Annotated in this window: 18 protein-coding genes; 6 read left to right on the forward strand and 12 right to left on the reverse strand. The window is 60.6% G+C overall.

Features of this window, described 5'->3' with window-relative positions; translation table 11 throughout:
- Window positions 1-64 precede the first annotated feature (64 nt).
- From JDW18_RS21365 to JDW18_RS21385, 5 genes are all read right to left on the reverse strand, one after another.
- Entirely contained in the window at window positions 65-1933 is a 1869-nt protein-coding gene (locus JDW18_RS21365; RefSeq protein WP_218241585.1) for a potassium transporter Kup, read from the reverse strand.
- Window positions 1934-2012: 79 nt separating this feature from the next.
- The gene (gene gshA, locus JDW18_RS21370; protein WP_218241586.1) at window positions 2013-3308 is read right to left on the reverse strand and encodes a glutamate--cysteine ligase; all 1296 of its coding nucleotides are present in this window, start codon (window positions 3306-3308) and stop codon (window positions 2013-2015) included.
- 78 nt (window positions 3309-3386) lie between these two features.
- Complete coding sequence (locus tag JDW18_RS21375; RefSeq protein WP_218241587.1) at window positions 3387-4853, reverse strand: TrkH family potassium uptake protein; 1467 nt, start codon at window positions 4851-4853, stop codon at window positions 3387-3389.
- A gap of 9 nt (window positions 4854-4862) precedes the next feature.
- On the reverse strand, window positions 4863-6323 hold the full coding sequence (trkA, locus tag JDW18_RS21380; RefSeq protein WP_218241588.1) for a Trk system potassium transporter TrkA: 1461 nt from the start codon (window positions 6321-6323) through the stop codon (window positions 4863-4865).
- An 89-nt stretch (window positions 6324-6412) separates the two neighbouring features.
- Window positions 6413-7693, reverse strand: coding sequence for a glutamate-5-semialdehyde dehydrogenase (locus tag JDW18_RS21385; protein WP_218241589.1), 1281 nt, complete (start codon window positions 7691-7693; stop codon window positions 6413-6415).
- Between the two features lie 105 nt (window positions 7694-7798).
- Here JDW18_RS21385 and JDW18_RS21390 point away from each other — a divergent pair, with 105 nt between their 5' ends.
- Together JDW18_RS21390 and JDW18_RS21395 are read left to right on the forward strand one after the other, a co-directional pair.
- Window positions 7799-8104, forward strand: a complete 306-nt coding sequence (locus JDW18_RS21390) for a hypothetical protein (protein ID WP_218241590.1) — start codon at window positions 7799-7801, stop codon at window positions 8102-8104.
- Between the two features lie 157 nt (window positions 8105-8261).
- Window positions 8262-8450, forward strand: coding sequence for a hypothetical protein (locus JDW18_RS21395; RefSeq protein ID WP_218241591.1), 189 nt, complete (start codon window positions 8262-8264; stop codon window positions 8448-8450).
- Window positions 8451-8520: 70 nt separating this feature from the next.
- On the opposite strand, the gene JDW18_RS21400 is transcribed toward JDW18_RS21395, so the two are convergent.
- The 4 genes from JDW18_RS21400 to leuS all read right to left on the reverse strand — a co-directional run bounded on the left by JDW18_RS21400 (window position 8521) and on the right by leuS (window position 13785).
- Window positions 8521-9054 (reverse strand): pentapeptide repeat-containing protein, encoded by a 534-nt coding sequence (locus JDW18_RS21400; protein ID WP_218241592.1) that lies wholly within the window; start codon window positions 9052-9054, stop codon window positions 8521-8523.
- Between the two features lie 121 nt (window positions 9055-9175).
- Window positions 9176-10225, reverse strand: coding sequence for a DNA polymerase III subunit delta (gene holA, locus JDW18_RS21405; protein ID WP_218241593.1), 1050 nt, complete (start codon window positions 10223-10225; stop codon window positions 9176-9178).
- Window positions 10226-10393: 168 nt separating this feature from the next.
- Window positions 10394-10903, reverse strand: coding sequence for an LPS-assembly lipoprotein LptE (locus JDW18_RS21410; protein WP_218241594.1), 510 nt, complete (start codon window positions 10901-10903; stop codon window positions 10394-10396).
- 173 nt (window positions 10904-11076) lie between these two features.
- Window positions 11077-13785: a leucine--tRNA ligase gene (gene leuS, locus JDW18_RS21415; protein ID WP_218241595.1), complete on the reverse strand. Its 2709-nt coding sequence runs from the start codon at window positions 13783-13785 to the stop codon at window positions 11077-11079.
- Between the two features lie 620 nt (window positions 13786-14405).
- On the opposite strand from leuS, the gene JDW18_RS21420 reads away from it, so the two are divergent.
- Window positions 14406-15632, forward strand: coding sequence for a mechanosensitive ion channel family protein (locus JDW18_RS21420; protein ID WP_218241596.1), 1227 nt, complete (start codon window positions 14406-14408; stop codon window positions 15630-15632).
- 8 nt (window positions 15633-15640) lie between these two features.
- Here JDW18_RS21420 and JDW18_RS21425 read toward each other — a convergent pair whose 3' ends face one another.
- Window positions 15641-16222 carry a hypothetical protein gene (locus JDW18_RS21425; RefSeq protein WP_218241597.1) on the reverse strand — a complete coding sequence of 194 codons (582 nt, stop codon included), beginning with the start codon at window positions 16220-16222 and terminating at the stop codon, window positions 15641-15643.
- A gap of 139 nt (window positions 16223-16361) precedes the next feature.
- On the opposite strand from JDW18_RS21425, the gene JDW18_RS21430 reads away from it, so the two are divergent.
- From JDW18_RS21430 to JDW18_RS21440, 3 genes are all read left to right on the forward strand, one after another.
- Window positions 16362-17540 (forward strand): cyanophycinase, encoded by a 1179-nt coding sequence (locus JDW18_RS21430; RefSeq protein ID WP_218241598.1) that lies wholly within the window; start codon window positions 16362-16364, stop codon window positions 17538-17540.
- Window positions 17541-17640: 100 nt separating this feature from the next.
- Window positions 17641-18222, forward strand: a complete 582-nt coding sequence (locus JDW18_RS21435) for a DJ-1/PfpI family protein (RefSeq protein ID WP_158393985.1) — start codon at window positions 17641-17643, stop codon at window positions 18220-18222.
- Between the two features lie 129 nt (window positions 18223-18351).
- Window positions 18352-18702 carry a ribbon-helix-helix domain-containing protein gene (locus tag JDW18_RS21440; protein WP_218241599.1) on the forward strand — a complete coding sequence of 117 codons (351 nt, stop codon included), beginning with the start codon at window positions 18352-18354 and terminating at the stop codon, window positions 18700-18702.
- Between the two features lie 15 nt (window positions 18703-18717).
- On the opposite strand, the gene JDW18_RS21445 is transcribed toward JDW18_RS21440, so the two are convergent.
- Window positions 18718-19224 carry an META domain-containing protein gene (locus JDW18_RS21445; protein ID WP_218241600.1) on the reverse strand — a complete coding sequence of 169 codons (507 nt, stop codon included), beginning with the start codon at window positions 19222-19224 and terminating at the stop codon, window positions 18718-18720.
- An 82-nt stretch (window positions 19225-19306) separates the two neighbouring features.
- Window positions 19307-20086 carry a glucose 1-dehydrogenase gene (locus JDW18_RS21450; RefSeq protein WP_218241601.1) on the reverse strand — a complete coding sequence of 260 codons (780 nt, stop codon included), beginning with the start codon at window positions 20084-20086 and terminating at the stop codon, window positions 19307-19309.
- Window positions 20087-20226 lie beyond the last annotated feature (140 nt).

Raw genomic sequence — 20226 nt, forward strand, 5'->3', positions numbered from 1 at the left:
TCCCAAAACAATAGCTTCCAGCGCTTTACTGATAAGCGATTGAGCACTATTTGACTAAAAGTCTTCAGAGTTCGATCTTGGAGCCCAGCTCTACGACGGAGTTGCTGGGCAGGTGCAGAAAGTCTGAAACCCGGCTGGCATTTTTGTGCATCTGGGCAAACAGCTTCTCGCGCCAATGGGCCATGGAGTTGTTCATGCGCGGGATGATGAGGTCACGCGACAGGAAGTAGCTGGTGGACATGGCATCCAGACTGCAGCCCTGTGTGCGCAGCTGCGCCAGCGCCGCTGGCACGTCCGGCTCATTCTTGAAGCCGTAATTGATGACAACCTCCCAGCAATCGCCGCCCAGTGCCTCGGCCTGCACACGCTTGTCCATGCTGACCCATGGCACTTCGTGGTTGTGCACCGTCACAAACAGGTTACGCTGGTGCAGCACCTTGTTGTGCTTGAGGTTGTGCAGCAGCGCATGTGGCACCGTTCCCAGCTCACCAGAGAGAAACACCGCCGTGCCAGGCACGCGCGTGGGCGGGTGGCGCCAGGTGGATTCCAGAAACTGGCGCAGGTCCAGCGCGTCCGCCTGCAGCTTGCGATGCAGCAGCTCCCGGCCCTTGCGCCAGGTCATCATCAGCGTGAACACGCTACCGCCAATCAACAGCGGGAACCAGCCACCGTCAAACAGCTTCAGAAGATTGGAAGAGAAGAAAGCCAGATCCACGAGCAGGAAAAAGCCCGTAGCCAGCAGACACAGCGCCAGCGGGTACTTCCAGCGGTAGCGAATGACGAAATAGGTCAGCATGGTGGTGATGAGCATGTCCAGCGTCACCGCAATGCCATAGGCCGCCGCCAGATTGCCGCTGCTTCTGAACAGCAGCACCGCCAGCGCAATCGCCACAAACAGGCCCCAGTTGACCAGCGGCATGTAAATCTGCCCCATTTCCTTCACGCTGGTGTGGCGCACTTCAAAGCGCGGCAGATAGCCCAGCTGGATGACCTGGCGCGTGACGCTGAAGGCACCGGTAATCAGTGCCTGCGAGGCAATCACCGTCGCCATGGTGGCCATGATGACCAGCGGCAGCAGAGCCCAGCTGGGAGCCATCATGAAAAACGGGTTTTTGACCGCATCCGGGTTGGCCAGCAGCAACGCGCCCTGACCAAAGTAATTCAGCGTCAGCGCGGGCATGGCAATGCTGAACCAGGCCAGGCGAATTGGCTTTTTGCCGAAGTGCCCCAGGTCGGCATACAGCGCCTCAGCCCCGGTCACGCACAGCACCACCGCGCCCAGAATGATGAAACTGGTGCCAGGGTTGTTCCAGATGAAGCCGATGGCGTAATGCGGACTGAGACCTGCCAGAATTTCGGGGTGCCCGATGATCTGGCGCACACCCAGCAAGGCGATACAGGCAAACCAGGCCACCGTGATGGGGCCGAAGAACTTGCCGATGCCTGCCGTGCCGCGCTTTTGCACAAAGAACAGCAGAAACAGAATCACCAGCGTCAGCGGAATCACGGCCTTGGTGAAGTGGGGCGAGATGACTTCCAGCCCCTCCACCGCCGAGAGCACTGAAATGGCCGGGGTGATCACCCCATCGCCGTAGAACAGCGAGGTGCCGAACATGCCCACCAGAAACAGGGTGCTGGAGAGGCGGGGCTTGTCCTTCACGGTTTGCGAGGCCAGAGCCAACATGGCCACCAGCCCGCCTTCACCATTGTTGTCAGCACGCAGCACCAGCACCACGTACTTGAGGGAGACGATGACTGTCAGCGTCCAGAACAGCACGGACAGCACGCCGTACACATTGGCCGGGGTAAAAGGCACATGTCCCGAGCCAAAGACCTCCTTGACCGAGTACAAAACACTGGTGCCTATGTCTCCATAGACAACACCAATAGCGCCCAGCGTAAGGGCGAACAGGGAGGATTTCGAGTTTTGCACGGTTCAGGAAGCGACTCGTAAGGCAGTCACCAGATCATCAAAGTTGCGGGATTGTGCGCTGACTCATGGATGTCTGCGGTCAGTCGTAAATTTCTGCATCTGGATTAGTGGCTTCCAGCTCATAGCTGGCTGCCAACATGGCCAGACGTGCAATCACACCGTACATATAGAAGCGGTTGGGCGCGCTGGCACCGGGGCGGGCGCTGGCCTGGGGCAGATGGTTGCTCTGCTGGAAGGCCAGAGGCACATAGCCGGCGCCGGGGGCGTTGAGGTTTTCGTCCTCGCCGCGCTCGGGGTGCATGCGGTAGAAGCCGCCCACCACATAGCGGTCCATCATGTAGACCACGGGTTCGGCCACGGCGTTGTGCATACGCTCATAGGTCAGCACGCCTTCCTGCACGATGACGTCGTGCACGGTCTGGCCGTCCTTGATGACGCCCATCTTGTTGCGGCTCTTGCGCGGCAGCGCGGCCAGCTCCTTGGCGTCGCGCACGGTCATCACGCCCATGCCGTAGGTACCGTTATCGGCCTTGACCACGGCAAACGGCTTTTCCTTGATGCCGTATTCCTTGTACTTGCGGCGCACCTTGGAGAGAACAACATCCACCTGGTCGGCCAGTGCATCCATGCCTGTGCCTTCAGCGAAGTCGATGTTCTCGACACGACCGAAGATGGGGTTGATCAGCCAGGGGTCGATACCCAGCAGCTTGCCAAAGCGCTTGGAGACTTCTTCATAGCTCTGGAAATGGCGGCTCTTGCGGCGCACATTCCAGCCTGCGTGCAGCGGGGGCAGCAGGTATTGCTCGTACAGCTCTTCAATAATGCCGGGCACGCCTGTGGAGAGGTCGTTGTTGAGCAAGATGGTGCAGGGGTCGAAATCCTTGAGTCCCAGGCGGCGCTTGGTGCGAATGACCGGCTCCAGCTTGATCTCGTCGCCCAGCGGCAGCGTGATGGACAGCGTCTTCTTGATCTCAGGGCTGATGGAGCCGATGCGCACATTGAGGCCCGCCATGCTGAAGATGCGCTTGAGCTGCAGCACGCTGGCCAGATAGTGGGTGTTGCGCGTGTGGTTCTCGGGAATGATGAGCAGGTTGCGCGCTTCAGGACATATCTTTTCGATAGCAGCCATCGCAGCCTGCACGGCCAGCGGCAGCATTTCGTCGGTGAGATTGTTCCAGCCACCTGGAAACAGGTTGGTATCCACCGGTGCCAGCTTGAAGCCCGCATTACGAATATCCACCGAGCAATAAAACGGTGGCGTGTGCTCCATCCATTCCAGACGGAACCAGCGCTCGATCGCTGGCATGGAGTCCAGCACGCGCTGCTCGAGTTCGTTAATGGGGCCGGTCAAAGCCGTGACAAGATGTGGAACCATAAATACCCTCAGGAGACGGTGGTGGGGGGCAATTGTAGAGACTGGCGCAAGAAATAGGTGTTTCCCCTAGTCTTTGTCTTATCGGCGCCAGAACGCCGGGGAGAGCAAAGCCATGAAACTCAATATTTCCAGTCGACCTAACAGCATGGCCAGAGTACACACCCACATTTGGAAGTCAGTCAACACCGTGTAGTTAGATGCGGGACCGATGGCGCCCAGCCCGGGCCCCATGCAGTGCACACTCGCCAGTACGGCGGAAAAAGCGGTAACGGGGTCCAGATCGGTCAACAGCAGCACCATGCTCAGCACGATGACGGTGGCTCCGTAAACCAGCATATAGGCCAGCACCGAAAAAATCATCGGGTTATCAACCACTGCATCGCCCAGCCGCACGGGCTGCACGGCACGCGGATGCACCAGGCGCGTCATCTCGCGCCGGGCCTGCTTGACCAGAATCAGCATGCGCACCATCTTGATGCCACCACCCGTGGAGCCCGCGCTGGTAGCCACACCCGACAGCAAAAGCAATAGCACAGGTATGAAAACCGGCCAGGCCAGATAGTCGGTGGTGGAAAAGCCCGTGGTCGTGGCCACAGAAACCGTGTGGAACATGCCCAGACGCAGCGCATCCAGCGGCCCGTACACGCCCTTGACCCAGAGCAAGAGCGCCACCAGCAGGCCAGAGCCCACCAGCACGCCAATCGTGGCGCGCATTTCGGGGTCGCGCATAAAGCTGTCCAGCCGCCCCTTGCGCATGGCCACGAAGTACAGCGCAAAGTTGCAGCTCGCCAGCAGCATGAAGATCAGCGCAACCACTTCCAGCACCGGCGAATTGAAATAGGCAAAGCTGGCATCGTGCGAAGACAGGCCACCCAGACTCACGGTGGCAAACATGTGCATCAGCGCATCGAGCGGCTGCATGCCGAAGACCCAGAAGGCCAGAAAGCAGCCAATGGAGAACAGGGCATACACGCCCCACAACCCCTTGGCCGTCTCAGTAATACGGGGAGTTAGCTTGGTATCCTTTACCGGGCCTGCGGCTTCCGCTCTGAAAAGCTGAGCACCACCAATCCCCAGCAGCGGCAAGATGGCAACGGCCAGAATCAAAATACCCATGCCGCCCATCCACTGCAAAAACGTGCGCCACACGTTGATGGAGACGGGCAGATTGTCCAGCCCGCTCAGCACCGTGGCGCCTGCCGTGGTCAGACCGGAGACAGCTTCGAAATATGCATGGGTGAAGCTGATCTGAATGCCCACGCGGCGCAAGCCCAGAATCAGCGGCACCATGGCGCACAGCGGCAGCACCACCCAGACCAGTGTCACCAGAATCACGCCATGGCGCGGCTGCAGGTCCTGCTTGTAACGGTACAGACTGCCCCATAGCAGCAGGCCCACGCAAACCGTCAGCCCAATTGCCCAGGGGTAGATGCGCCAGATACCGTCCTGCGTGAACCACGAAACGCCAAAGGGCAGCAGCATGGCCCCTGCGAACATGACCATCAGCATGCCCAGCACACGCAAGACAGGTAGCAAATCTTTCATGGCTGCCGCTTAGAAGAAGGTGGCACTGACGCGGAACAGGTTTTCCACGTTTCGCACCAGCCGTTTGTTAGGCAGGAAGAAAACCACGTGGTCGCCAGATTCGATCATGGTGTTGCTGCGCGGAATGATGACCTCGGTCTGCAGCGGCGTGCCCGCCACTTCCTCGCAGGTCTTGCCCTCGGGAATGCCACGCACGATGAGGCCGATGTGCACATCTTCGGGCAGACGCAGGTCTTCCACCTTGCGCCCCACCACGCGAGAGCTTTTGCGGTCACCACGCGCCACGATTTCCAGCGCCTCGGCCACACCCCGGCGCAGACTGTGCACGGCCTGCACATCGCCCCGGCGCACATAGGCCAGAAACTCGCCCAGCATGGCCTGCGCAGGCGACAGCGCAATATCAATCTGCGTGCCGTGCATCAGATCGGCATAGGCGCGGCGGTTGATGAGCGAGAGCACGCGACGCGCGCCCATGCGCTTGGCCAGCAGACTGGACATGATGTTGTCTTCATCATCATCCGTCAGCGCCAGGAACAGATCGACCTCTTCAATCCCCTCTTCGGCCAGCACATCTTCGTCCGTGGCATCCCCCTCCAGCACCAGCACTTCGGCAGGTAGCACGGATGACAGACTCAGGCATTGCTGCTCGTTGTGCTCAATGATCTTGATGTGAAAACGCCCCGGCGTCTGCGCCAGCTTCTTGGCCAGACGCAGGCTGACCTGACCGCCACCAGCAATCATGATGCGATAGACCGGGCGCGAAGGTCGGCCCTGGGGCAGATTGATGACCTTGAGCGCCTCGGGAACATTGTCCGTCGCGGCCAGCATGAAGACTTCATCGCCGGGCTCGATGCGCGTGCTGCCATCGCAGCGCACAAAACGGTCAGGCTCATCCATGAAGCGGCGATAGATGGCCACGATGCGCATGGCCAGATCGGGCATGCGCTCACGCACCTCGGCAATCTGCAGGCCCACCGCCGGCGCACCGGCGCGAGCGCGCACCGAAGCCAGCGCTGCACGGCCGCCCGCAAAAGCGCGCACCTGCATGGCTTCCGGATATTCGATGAGCTTGCGGATGTAGTTGGTCACCGATTCCTCGGGGCAGATGATGCGATCGACCGCAAAACCATCCTTGCCCAGCACGGGATCGTCCGCCGCAAAGCTGGACGAGCGCACGCGCGCAATGCGCGTGGGAATGTCGAACATGGCCTGGGCAATCTTGCAGCAGACGAGATTGGTCTCATCCATGGACGCACAGGCAATCAGCAAATCCGTATCCTTGGCGCCCGCTTCTGCCAGCACCTGGGGATCAATGCCGTTGCCGACCACGCCGCGCAGATCAAAGCGCGACTCCAGTTCGCGCAGCGCCTTGGCGTCGGTATCGATGACGGTGATGCCGTTTTGCTCGGACACCAGGCTCTCGGCCACAATCTGACCGACTCGCCCGGCACCCAAAATAATGATTTTCATGGTGTTGTAGTGTTGGACCCAAGCAGCGGCGCAAATTTACCAGTCTTCAGCCCCTGCGCAGCCATATGGCCTACGCAGGGCTGACGACTTCAGGAGCGCACTTCGCCGTCGCCCAGAACCACGTATTTGAGCGAGGTCAGCCCCTCGATGCCCACAGGACCACGGGCATGAAACTTGTCGGTGCTGATGCCGATCTCGGCGCCCAGACCATATTCAAAGCCATCGGCAAAACGCGTGCTGGCGTTGACCATGACGCTGGCCGAATCCACCTCGCGCAGGAACTTCTGCGCATGCTGGTGGTTGGTGGTCAAAATGGCCTCGGTGTGGTGGCTGGAGTATTTGTTGATGTGGGCAATAGCCTCATCCACGCCATCGACCAGCTTGATGCTGATGATGGGCGCCAGGTACTCCTCGCTCCAGTCCTGCTCTGTGGCTTCGGCCAGTTGCGCATCCTTGACGGATTTCAGAATGGCCAGCGCCTCAGGGTCACAGCGCATTTCCACGCCCTTGGCCGCATACACCGCACCGATCTTTGGCAGGAATTGCGCCGCCACGGCACGCGCCACCAGCATGCTTTCGCTGGCGTTGCAGGGGCTGTACTTGTTGGTCTTGGCGTTGTCTGCCACCTTCACGGCCATGGCAATGTCGCAGGGGTCATCCACATAGGTGTGGCAGTTGCCGTCCAGATGCTTGATGACAGGCACCTTGGCATCACGGCTGATGCGCTCGATCAGGCCCTTGCCGCCACGGGGAATGATGACGTCCACATAGTCGGGCATGGTGATCAGCTGGCCCACGGCTTCGCGGTCCGTTGTCTCGACCAGCTTGACGCCGTCTTCGGGCAGGCCTGCTTCCGTCAGCGCCTGCGCCACCAGCTTGGCCAGCGCCTTGTTGGAATCAATGGCTTCCGAGCCGCCGCGCAAGATGCAGGCATTGCCGCTCTTGATCGACAGGCTGGCCGCTTCAATGGTCACATTGGGGCGGCTTTCGTAAATCATGCCGAACACGCCCAGTGGCACGCGCATCTGGCCCACGCGAATACCGGTGGGCTGCTGCTTGAGGCCAATGATCTCGCCAATCACGTCGGGCATGGCCGCCAGCTGCTCGCACCCCAGCGCGCAGGTCTCCAGCACCTTGGGCGTCAGGCGCAGGCGGTCCACCATGGGCGCTGCCAGACCATTGGCCACGGCACGCTCCAGATCCCTGGCATTGTCGATCTGCAGCGGCTCGATATGCTCGCGCAGCAGACGGGCAAGCGCCTTGAGTGCTTTGTTTTTGGTAGCTGCAGACGCACTGGCCATATGGGCAGAGGCAACTTTTGCCTGCACACCCAGGTTGTGCATGTATTCGACGGTATTGAGCGCGTTCATGCCGTGATTTTCGCCGAGAAGCGCGCTTTGCGCAGACAAACCCGTACAAGCGCATATTTCGCGCTGCCAGCAACCTACACTTCCCGCTAAAACACAAGGAAACGCATGACTTCGACAACATCCCCCGAGCTGCTGGAAGCCACACGCCAGTTGCAGCAACTCAAGAGCGGCATGGCACAGCTGGCGCAATCGCAGATCAGCGCCTCGGCCCTGGGCCAGCAGGCCCGTGCTGCCCAGGCCCTGCTGCAAACACTGCCCCCACGCTATGGTGAAGTGCTGCTGAACCTGCTGGACCGGCTCGAATCCAGCGCCCTGTTTACCGAAGAAAGCTGCTCATTCAGCCAGAAAGACCTGCTGGACAATCTGCAGACCTGGGCCACCAAGGCCGAAGATCAACTTAACAAAGGCTGAATTTCACTGCAAAATCATGGACTTGCAGGCCACTGATTTGCAAACAAACGATGCAAGTATGAATTTTCATGTCTGCTGGTAAAAAGCCGCAAAAGAGCTGGCGCAAGCCACAGGCCATCGCTACCTTGAGCACCTCATTACTCACCTGGAGGTTCACATGGGACTGCTCAACGAAATCGTAGGCGCGGTGGTTGCGGAAGAAGCGCTGGACAAGGCCGACCCCAATGCCGGCTTCCTCAAAAAAGGCATGGCGGCGATTGCCGGTTTTGAGGGTGAAAAAGTGATTGAGGAAAAAATTGACGAGCACCTGCAGCAAAACCAGCAAACCGATGGTTCGCAGCAGTAAGTGATGCGCTTCATCGCCCCACAAAAAAAGGATGCCGCTGGCATCCTTTTTTCATGCAACCAGGGGATTTCTAGCGCTTTTGCCCATTCGTCCAGACCGCCCCTTGCAGGGCAGCGCCCTCCAGTGCCACATTGACCAGCCTGGCACCGCTGAGGTTCGCGCCAGTCAGATTGGCATTCTCAAGGCTGACGTTCTCCAGCACCGCACCTTGTAGATTGGCGCCCGCCAGATTGGCATTGGACAGATCCACATTCACAAAACGATGACCAGAGAGATCTGCCCTGGCGAAGTTCTGACCAGACAGATCGGCGTTGACATGCTCGCGGCCGCTGCCAGCCTTGGATGCGCCAGCGCCCCCTGATACAGCGGATGCACCCGATGCCCCGGTTACCGCACCGGCTGTGCCCGCCTTCGCAGAACCAGCTTTGACCGAGGCCGCAGAGCCATTGCCCGCCTTGACGTGGGCACCCGGCGCACTGACTACGGCACCTGCACTGCCTGCGCGAATTTCCACGCCAGGCGCAGTCACGGTCTGGGCCCATACCGAGCTTGCTGCCATCAGCCCCAAAGCGGGCGCCACTGCCGCCATCCAAGATTTGCGCATCACTTGCCTCCTCTGAAAAACAAAGGCAAGGCTAGCGGCTCAGCACCGCCTGACTTGTGACAAATACAAGTCAAATTGCAAGCATGCGTGCGCGCACCAATGACAAAAATAGTGACGAAACTCAGGCCCGGCCCGCTTGCGCCAGTTGCATGGCCAGCTGGCGCAGGGCCTGCCAGCTATCGCGTGGCCAGCCCTGACTGGGCAGGCCTTTGACAATGCCGTCCACCGCGTGGGCCGACTGCAGCAGCTCGGCAGCGCGTGCATCACTGACGCGGGGCAGCAGCCGCTCCATCAGCCGCTCTTTCGGCCCCCAGATGCGGTTTTCGCGCAGCGCCATGGGCAGCGGCTTGCCCGCCGCCATCGCGTCTTTCACACGCTTGATGTTACGAATGTCTTCGGCCAGTGACCAATGCACCAGCACTTCGGCCTCGCCTTCGGCCTGCAAACCATCCAGCATGCGCATGGTGCGCGCCAGTTGCCCGGACAGCACGGCCTCAGACAGCTTGAACACGTCATAGCGCGCCACATTGAGCACGGCCTGTTCGACCTGCTCGAAGCTCAGCTCACCCTCGGCGTGCAGCAGCGCCAGCTTTTGAATCTCCTGGTGCGCCGCCAGCAGATTACCTTCCACCCGGTCGGCAAAAAACTGCAGCGTGCGCTGGCCTTCCTCGCCCGCAGCTACGCGCTGGTTTTGCAGCGACAGCCGCTGGGCAATCCAGTGCGGCAGCGCAGCGCGCTCTATCGGATCAATCTGGATGGAAACGCCATTGGCATCAAGCGCCGAGAACCAGGCGCCGGTGCGTGTAGCCTTGTCCAGGCGTGGCAGGGTGATGAGGGTTAGCGTGCTGTCATTGCCCTGCGCACTGCTGGCCAGCTGCTGCAGTGCAGCACCACCGTCCTTGCCGGGCTTGCCGCTGGGGATGCGGATTTCCAGAATCTGCTTGTCGGCAAACAGGCTCAAGCTGCCGCCCGCCGCCAGCACGCCACTCCAGTCAAAGTGCGCGCCCATGACGGTATAGCTGCTGCGCTCGGTATAGCCCTGCGCCCGCGCCGCGGCACGAATCGCGTCTGCCGCCTCCTGCTGCTGCAGCGGCTCGTCGCCATGCAGCACATAGAGCGAGCGCAAGCCCTTGGCCAGATGGGAATGAAGCTGGTTCAGCGCAAGCTGCATGGAGATTTATTTACTCAAATATGCTTCAAGCGCTTATCTATCAAGCGCTTTCAGCTATTAAAAACATACTAACTTACACACCTGACTCATGCGAGAAACAGCAAGCAAGGGCTAGGCGGCCCCAGCCGCCCCGCAGCGAGGCTGTCGTCCCCCTCGGCGCAAAGCGCCTCAGGGGGTTAGCGTTTTTACTGCGGCCAGACGGCGGATGATCTGCTGCACTATGTCATTGCGCATGTCCTTGTTCAGCATCTCTTCTTCTGCCGCCTTGGACAGTGCAACAGTTTCGTTATAGGTCACGTTGCGAATCTGGCGAATCTCCGTCGGCTCGATCACCTCGTCACCGCCAGGCGTGCGCAGCGCGAACTTGACGATCAGGCGCAGCTCAATTTCACGCACCTGCCCCGCGACGTTGGAGCCCACAATGACGCGCTGGGCCTGCTCGCTGACGATCTGGCAGATCACTTCCGCTGTATCAGGCGACTCAGGGTCTTTGACAACCACCAGATTGTCGCTGGAGCTATCGAGGTTGCGGCGCAGCAGCACACCTACGGGCGAACCACGACCGGCTTGCACATAGATGGAGCTGAACACGAAATTCGGCATGCCCCGCAGGCGAAAGCCACAGGCCCCGAGCAGAGGCGTCAAGGCCATGGCGGCCAGCAGCGTACGTTTTTGCATCAACGGTCCTTATCTGGAACTCTACATACCCTGCCGCGTGCATCGCCCCTTGCTCCAGAAATACCGAGCAAGGGCCGCCCCGCAGCGAAGGTATTGTCCCCCTCCCGATGCAAAGCATCGAGAGAGGGGGAAGGCGTGGGGCCGCCTAGGCAAAGCGCCTCAGGGGGAGTGATTTACACCACAATATTTACCAAACGCCCCGGCACCACAATGATCTTCTTGGGTTCCCGGCCTTCGGCAAATTTCTGGTACTCCTCGTTGGCCAGCGCAGCGGCTTCGATAGTGGCCTTGTCGGCACCCGCTGCCACCAGAATCGCGCCGCGCAGCTTGCCGTTGACCTGCAACACCAGCGAGATTTCGTCCTGCACCAGCGCCTTGGGGTCCACCTGAGGCCAGGGGGCGTCGAGCAGATCGCCAAGGTGGTTGGCATAGCCCAGCTCACTCCACAGCACGTGTGCCAGGTGAGGGGTTGCGGGGTAAAGCACGCGCAGCAGAATGCCAAAGCCTTCAATCAGGGCAACCTGACCACCAGCTTCGTCAACCGCCTTGAAGTCTTCCAGCGCGTTGATCATCTTCATCGCGCCGGACACCACGGTGTTGTACTGCATGCGCGAGTAGTCATAGTCCACCTGCTTGAGCACGTTGTGGATTTCCAGACGCAGGGCCTTGGCGGCCTTGCTGAATTCCACATCGTCCAGCGACTTAACACCGGCCACGCCAGCGACGGCCACCGCCATATCCATGCCCGCCAGCTTGGCGCCGAAGTTGTACACACGGCGCAGGAAGCGGTAGCTGCCTTCCACGGCGGCATCGTTCCACTCCAGTGTCAGCTCGGGGGGCGAGGTGAACATGGTGTACAGGCGGGCCGTGTCGGCGCCGTACTTCTCGATCAGCTCCTGCGGATCGACACCGTTGTTCTTGGACTTGGACATGGTGCCCACGCCCTCGTAGTCAATGGCTGTGCCCACCGGCAGCATGCCGTCGGCGCTGTCCATTTCCACCTTGAGCTTGGCGCCGACGATCTTGCCGGTCTCGTCAAACACATGCTCCACATCCTTGGGCCAGAAGTATTCCTTGGCACCCTTGGCCGTGCGGCGGCTGTAGATGTGGTTGAGCACCATGCCCTGCGTCAGCAGCTTGGTGAAAGGCTCGTCGATCTTGAGCAGGCCCAGATCGCGCATCACCTTGGTCCAGAAGCGGGCGTACAGCAGGTGAAGAATGGCGTGTTCCACACCGCCGATGTATTGATCCATCGGCATCCAGTAGTCGGCCCCGCCGGCCACCATTTTTTCGGAGTTCTTCGCGTCGCAATAGCGCATGAAGTACCACGAGCTGTCCACAAAGGTGTCCATGGTGTCCGTCTCGCGGCGGGCAGGCTTGCCGCAGCAGGGGCAGACCACGCCAGCGTGGAAGGCTTCGCTCTTGATGAGCGGGTTGCCGGAACCATCGGGCACCAGGTCCTGTGGCAGCACCACGGGCAGGTCTTTCTCAGGCACGGGCTGGGCACCGCAGTCTTCGCAGTGGATGATAGGGATAGGTGTGCCCCAGTAGCGCTGGCGGCTCACGCCCCAGTCGCGCAGACGCCAGGTGGTCTTGAGCTCGCCCAGACCCTTGTCGGCCAGCACCTTGGCAACGGCTTGCACGCCATCCTTGTAATTCAGGCCGTCAAATTCGCCGGAGTTGATCAGAACGCCGCGTTCCTTGTCGCCATACCAGTCCGCCCACTTCTTGTCGTCGTAAGCATCCTGGCCTTCCACGGCCACGACTTGCTTGATGGGCAGGTTGTACTTATTGGCAAAGGCAAAGTCCCGCTCGTCGTGGGCGGGCACGCCCATCACGGCGCCATCGCCATAGCTCATCAGCACATAGTTACCAATCCACACCTCAACTTGCGCGCCGGTGACGGGATGGGTGACGAACAAGCCCGTGGGCTTGCCTTCTTTTTCCTTGACGGCCAGCTCAGCTTCGGTCGTGCCGCCCTTTTTGCATTCTTCGATGAAGGCAGCCAGTTCGGGCTTGGATGCGGCTGCGTGCTGGGCCAGAGGATGCTCAGGGGCCACAGCGCAGAAGGTCACGCCCATGATGGTGTCGGCACGCGTGGTGAAGACAAACATCTTGCCGTCGCCAATCAGCTTGCCATCGGCACCCTTGATGTCGTGCGTGAACGCAAAGCGCACACCGGCGCTCTTGCCGATCCAGTTTTCCTGCATCAGGCGCACCTTGTCGGGCCAGCCGTTCAGGGTTGCCTTGTCGTTGCCGATCTGCACATGGTCCAGCAGCTCTTGCGCGGAGTTGGTGATGGCCAGGTAGTAGCCCGGAATCTCGCGCTTTTCCACCAGCGCACCGGTGCGCCAGCCGCGGCCGTCGATGACCTGCTCATTGGCCAGCACCGTCTGGTCCACCGGGTCCCAGTTCACCACCTGGGTCTTGCGGTAGGCAATGCCCTTGTCCAGCATCTTCAGGAACAGCCACTGGTTCCACTTGTAGTACTCGGGGTCGCAGGTGGCCACTTCGCGGCTCCAGTCGATGGCCAGGCCCATGGCCTGCATCTGCTTTTTCATGTACGCGATGTTCTCGTACGTCCACTTGGCGGGCGGCACCTTGTTCTTGAGCGCAGCGTTTTCGGCGGGCAGGCCGAAGGCATCCCAGCCCATGGGCATCAGGACGTTGTAGCCCTTCATGCGCAGCTGGCGCGTGAGCATGTCGTTGATGGTGTAGTTGCGCACATGGCCCATGTGCAGCTTGCCCGAGGGGTAGGGCAGCATGGAGCAGGCGTAGTACTTGGGCTTGCTCTTGTCCTCGGTGACGCGGTAGGCGTCCTTGGCTTGCCAATGATCTTGCGCGGCGCGCTCGACCTCAATGTGGTTGAATTTTTCTTGCATGGTGCAGTGCAGTGGCCGCCAGCCCGCTTGGGACACGGCAAGGTAGAAATCTGAAATCAACAGGGATTTTAGGCTCCCCGCCCGCTTGCGCCGGTTTCAGCCCGCATGACCGCAAAACGCGCTGCGCCATCCGGCCCGCCTTCCTGCACGCTGCACTAGGAAATACGGCTTTGCGTAAGCTAGGGTCTGTTGAGAATTAGGCGGGGATCGCGTTGCGGCGACAGGAGGCTGGATGCTAGGCGCATGACCGAAGCAATGCTCATGCCTTGCAAGGGCATGCAACAACGCAGACGGCCTCCTGTCGCTGCAACCCGAAGGGAAGGACTCTGGCCGCCCGCCACTCGTCGTTGCGCTCCTTGTGCGTGTGGGCACCCGCACGGCGTCACGCGCCTAGATTGGCAAGCGGCCAGAATCCTTCGCGACCCCGCTCAATTCTCAACAGACCCTAGTAACTGTTCACAAATTGCTGAACTTTTTGCACGTTCGCCCATCTGGCGAACCCGCACCGCCATCGCCCGTGCCCATCTGCGGCACCCGGCTTGCGCCCTCTTGTCTTTATCTTGTCCGAGGAGCTTTTTTTGCTTTCCCCCTGGTCTTTTGTTTCCGAATGGGAGCCTGCCATGCAAACCCTGGCAGCCCTGTGTGTGCTTGCCCTGCTTGCCTTGCTGGCCGGCTGGCTGACTCAGTGGCTGGTGCTGAAAGTCTTTCGCCACATGCGCGAAACGCTCAAGACCGAGTGGGCCGAAGTCCTCATGCACGACAAGGTGCTGCGCCGTCTGGCCAAGGCCGTTCCCTCGCTGATCATTCAGTTCGGCATCATGGGCGTGCCCTATCTGCAGCCGCGCTGGACCACGCTGATCACCAATGTGGCCAGCGCCTTCACCCTGTACCACCTGGCGCGTGCGCTGTGCGACCTGCTCAACGCCATGAGCCAGGCACATGGCCGCAACGCGCAGCGCAAGGCCGAGCAAACCCACTCCATCAAAAGCTATATCCAGCTGGGCAAGCTGCTGATCTGCAGCTTTGCCGCCGTGCTCATCGTGGCCACGCTGCTCAACCGCTCGCCCCTGCTGCTGTTGTCGGGCCTGGGCGCCATGTCGGCTGTGCTCATGCTGGTGTTCAAGGACACCATCCTGTCCTTTGTTGCAGGCGTTCAGCTCAGCGGCAACGACATGCTGCGCGTGGGCGACTGGATTGAGATGCCCCAGGTCGGAGCCGATGGCTTTGTGGTGGACATTGCCCTGAACACGGTGAAAGTGCAGAACTTCGACAAAACCATCACCACCATCCCCACCTGGAAGCTGATGAGCGAGAGCTTCAAGAACTGGCGCGGCATGTTCGAAGCGGGCGGGCGCCGCATACGCCGCTCGCTGTCCATCGATGCTCACACCATTCATTTACTCTCAAAAGAAGAGCGTACAGCGCTTTCCAGCATTGAGCTGCTGCGCAATTACTGGGATGAAAAAACAGGTCTGCGCGCTGTTGATGACGCCAAACCCGGCACCATAGACCACAGCAGCGGCCACCTGATTGCACCCGACCAGGTCAGCAACCTGGCCGCCTTCAAGGCCTATGCCTATGCCTATCTGCTGGCCCACCCCCGCATTCATCAGGGGCCTGGCATGTTTTTGCTGGCCCGTACGCTGGAGCCCTCGCCCCACGGCGTACCGCTGGAGCTGTACTGCTACACCAACACCACCATCTGGGTGGAATATGAATCCGTGCAGGGCGAAATCTTCGACCACCTGATCGGCATGCTGCCGCGCTTTGGCCTGAAGCTGTATCAGCGCTCTTCGGACTACGGCATGCATTACCCAGTACCGGTTTCGGCCAAGCCACAGGTTTAAGAGCCGCTCTAAGTGCTGACGCGCTCCTCGATGGGCTGAACCTTGCTCCCCAGCTGCTGCTGCAGCCAATGGACCCAGGCATCCAGCTCCGGGCGAGAAGCGCAATCCAGCACCAAAGAGCCGCGCTCCAGCTGCAGAGACAGTCCGCCACCACCACCGTCATAGCTCAGCGGCAGAATGCTGCTGATCTCTGCAAACGCAATGCTTTTCCTGCGCGTTCCGTAAATCGCCACGCGCTGCACGATCTCCAGCTTGTGCGCAGACGCATCAAAGCGAAAAAACTCCAGTTGCGGCAGCAAATGCAAAAGTATAGGCACCACGCCTAACGCCAGCGCGATGCACAGGCCGCCCAGCCAGAGATCACCGTCCAGCCAGCCGGACGCGATCTGAAACCAGTCCTCCCCACGCCACAGCACAAAGGGCGTGACCAGCATCAGCGCAATCAAAGCCACCACTTGCATGATGAGCGCGAAATAGGCCGTCAGCGCGAGACTGCCGACCAGCACATCCCACAGGCGCACCGGTGCATCGCCGCTCCTCCAGAGCAGCTCAGCTTCTGGCGCAAGGGTCTGCGTCTCTGGGGTTTGCATGGTGCGAGCATAGCGGGTCGGCCGTTGCTGTGGGTAAGACTGCCACTGCCTCATCCAGTTGAGTTTCTGAGGTCCTGAAATAAACGCCAGCAACGCCCCCTATAGCATCGCAGCGAAACGACTCTCACTGGTGCGACTGATGCTCTCTCGCTTTCTCTTACTGAGCCTTGTAACTTTGCTGCTGACAGCCTGCGGCGGTGGCGATTCGGCTCAACCATCACCGCCCCCACCAGTCACCTATGAATACCTCTCTGTCGGCCAACCCCAGGCCCTGGTATCCGCGTCCCCGCCGCAAGAGCCATCCACCATGATCATGGGCGGCGGCGCTGCCGATGTGGACAGTGCATTCCAATGGATGATTGAGCGTAGCGGCGTCAAGCCCGGCACGGGCGGACGTTTTGTCGTACTGCGAGCCGTGCGCCCAGAGGTCGAGGAGTACGGCCCCTACGTCTACTACAGCAACAACCAGAAAGCCACAACCGGCCCTGCGCAAAGCGGCTGGGTAGGAGGTGCCGCCATGGGACTGACTTCGGTAGAAACCTTGATCATCCCCGACCGCGCTGCCGCCAACGACCCGTTCGTCAATCAGGTCCTGGCCCGTGCGCAGGCCGTCTTTATTTCAGGGGGCGATCAGGCCAACTACATCCGCTACTGGAAAAACACCGCGCTGCACACCACGCTCAACCAGTTGATGGCCAATAACGTTCCCATCGGCGGCACCAGCGCAGGTTTGGCCGTGCTGGGGCAGTTTGATTTTTCCGCCCTCAATGACAGCGTCAGCTCTGCCGAAGCACTGGCTGACCCTTACAACACCTTCATGACGCTGGACCCAGACCCGCTCAGTCTGAGCGGTGGATTTCTCACACCCGGCAGCTTCAAAAACGCCATCCTCGACAGCCACTTTGATGAGCGCAATCGCATGGGCCGTTTGATGACTTTTGTCTCCAGACTGGTGGCGCCGGTGGGTACCAGTGGCTGCGCAGGCGGTATTCTGGCCGCTGGCACATCGCCCATCAATGGCGCCCGCGCCGTTGGCGTGAGCGAGCAAGCGGCCCTGCTGGTCGAGGGCGACGGCCAGCGCAAGCCTTACACGGCCCGCCGCGCAGTCAACCCGGATCTGGTCATGGCCGGTGCCATCTACTTTGTGCGCCCGCTGCAAGCCGCCACCACCTGCCAGCCTGGCAAGCCATTGACCGCCTACAGCATGGAGATCAGCAAACTGGACGATGACCAGGTCTTCAATCTCAGTGACTGGACCGGCTTGCCCACCTACACCATCGACGTGGTCGACGGCGTGCTGAGCCGCGAGCCTTACTGAGCGCTCTATGGCCCCAGCCTGTAGTAACCGGTTAACACCCGCTGCACCCACCGACTGTCCACAATGATCTGCACCCAACCCTAAACACTAGGAGACAGACATGGCTGGCAAGAAGATTCTGATGATCTGCGGCGACTACTGCGAGGACTATGAAACCATGGTCCCTTTTCAGGCGCTGCTGGCTGTGGGCCACACGGTGCACGCCGTCTGCCCCGACAAAAAAGCGGGCGACCAGATCAAGACCGCCATTCATGACTTTGAAGGTGCGCAGACCTATAGCGAAAAGCCCGGCCACAATTTCACGCTCAACGCCACGTTTGCTGATGTGAAGGCTGCCGACTACGACGCCCTGGTCATCCCCGGCGGGCGCGGCCCCGAATATCTGCGTGGCTATGAAAGCGTGCGCGCTGCCGTGCGCCACTTCTTTGACACCAACAAACCCGTGGCCGCCGTCTGCCACGGTGCGCAGTTGCTGGCCGGTGCGGGCGTGCTCAAGGGCCGCACCTGCTCCGCCTACCCGGCCTGCCGCGCCGAGGTGGAACTGGCGGGCGGCACCTATGCCGACATTCCCGTCGATCAGGCCCACACCGAAGGCAATCTGGTCAGCGCCCCCGCATGGCCTGCCCATCCTGCATGGATTGCGCAGTTCCTGGCCTTGCTGGGCACCAAGATTTCTCATTGAAATCAGCCCCTAGCGCTTATGCATCAAGCGCAGGCAGCTATGGTTTCAAGAGTTTTCTGAACCAAGCACTTGACGCCGCGCACACCGGGCCACACCATGGCCCGGTTTTGCTTTGAGCAGGATTCAGCCATGTGCAAAGTCTTTATCAGTGCCGACCCTCAGCTCTGGGCCCACAAGGCTCGCTCCATTCGCTTGCACGGAGTGGCGACCAGCATCCGGCTGGAAAACCTGTTCTGGCAAGTGCTTGAAGAAATCGCCACGCGCGATGGCTACACCGTGCCCCAGTTGTGTACCAAGCTCTACGACGAACTACTGGCCGAACGCGGCGCGGTGGACAATTTCAGCTCCTTCCTGCGCGTGTGCTGCACCCGCTACCTGGCATTGCAGCTATCGGGCGATATTCCGCAGGACATGGGGATTCCGATTCGTTCCGTGCAGACGGGAACCACACCTCAAGCTGCCCATCTGCGGGCGCATTGAGCGCTGCGGCCCCATTCAACGCAGATACACCGCCTCAAACCGCAGCAGCACCTGCCCATCGGCATCGCTGAGCAGCAGCTTTTGGCCCTGCACCGAATAGCTGCGCACCTGTGCCAGCGTGGTGAGAAACATCTGTTCCATGCGCCGCCCCTGCGGGCAGGCCATGCGTGTGCTGGCTACGGCAGACAGGCGAAGCCAGCGCCCGTCCAGGCTGTAATTGCCATGCAGCCGGTTGCAGCCGCCTGCGCCATGAAAACGGCTGGAGCCTGATTGCAGCACCAGATGCGGCTCGGGCTGGTTGTCGAACGCGCTGACATGCGAGCCGTCGCCCATCTGGCGCAGCTTCCAGTAGGTGTTGAGCAAGGGGACTTGCACTTCCGCCATGGCCTGCGCCTCCCCAGACGCGCTGGGTGGCTCCGCAGAAATGCCGCCGTCAGCCGCGCAGCCCGCCAGCGCCCAGAGCACGCCAATCGCACCCAGTACCAGCCGGGGCAGTTGACTCAGGCGAATAATCCCGCTCATGGCATGCATAGAGTTTCCAGAAAAAAGTGCCTGAAGCGCTTACGTATCAAGCGCATCGAGCTCATATTCCAGGAGCAGCACATCAAACGCCCGGCGCCCCTGGCAGACCTTGATAGTAATGGCCAGCCGTCATGCCGCCATCCACCACGATCTCGGCGCCCACCATATAGGACGATTCATCGCTGGCCAGAAACAAGGTGGCCGCCGCCACTTCATGCGGCTCGCCCACGCGCTGCAGCGCGATATTGGTAAAGCCCTGGTTGACTTCGTTGCGTGAGCGCTGGCCGGGGTTGCCCATCACCGTATCCACACCGCCCGGATGCACGGAATTCACGCGCACGCCGCGGTGACCCAGTTCCATGGCCGCCACCTTGGTCAGGCCGCGCACTCCCCACTTGCTGGAGGCATAGGCGGCCAGCCCGTTGGCGCCCTTCATGCCATCAACCGAAGAGATATTGATGATGGAGCCACGTCCGCGCTCGACCATGCCTGGCGCCACGGCCTTGATGCCCAGAAACTCGCCCACCAGATTGACTTTGAGCACGCGCTCATACTCCTGCAGCGTGGTCTCCAGCAGCGTGCGAAACATCAGCATGCCCGCGTTGTTGACCAGCACATCTACCGCCCCCAGATCCCGCTGCACACCTTGCACCAGCGCGGCCCAGGATTCCTCACTGGTCACATCGTGGTGATAAAAGCGCGCTGCATCGCCCAGCTCTGCAGCCAGCGCCTGCCCTTCGCTGTTCAGCAGATCGGCGATGGCAACTTTCGCCCCCTGCGCCACAAACAGGCGACAGGTGGCAGCCCCCATGCCACGCGCCCCGCCAGTGATGATGGCAACCTTGCCAGCCAGTCGATTCATGGTTGTGTCTCCTCATTGGGGTGATGACTTGCCCACCCCTGTCGTTATGAAAAAAGCCTTGTGGCTAGGCACAAGGCTTTTTCATTATTGGCTGCCGCTGCTTTCAAACGCATGGCAAACGCTGCTCGCATATACCTAGG

It is taken from the genome of Comamonas fluminis (assembly GCF_019186805.1).
Lineage (GTDB): Bacteria > Pseudomonadota > Gammaproteobacteria > Burkholderiales > Burkholderiaceae_C > Comamonas > Comamonas fluminis.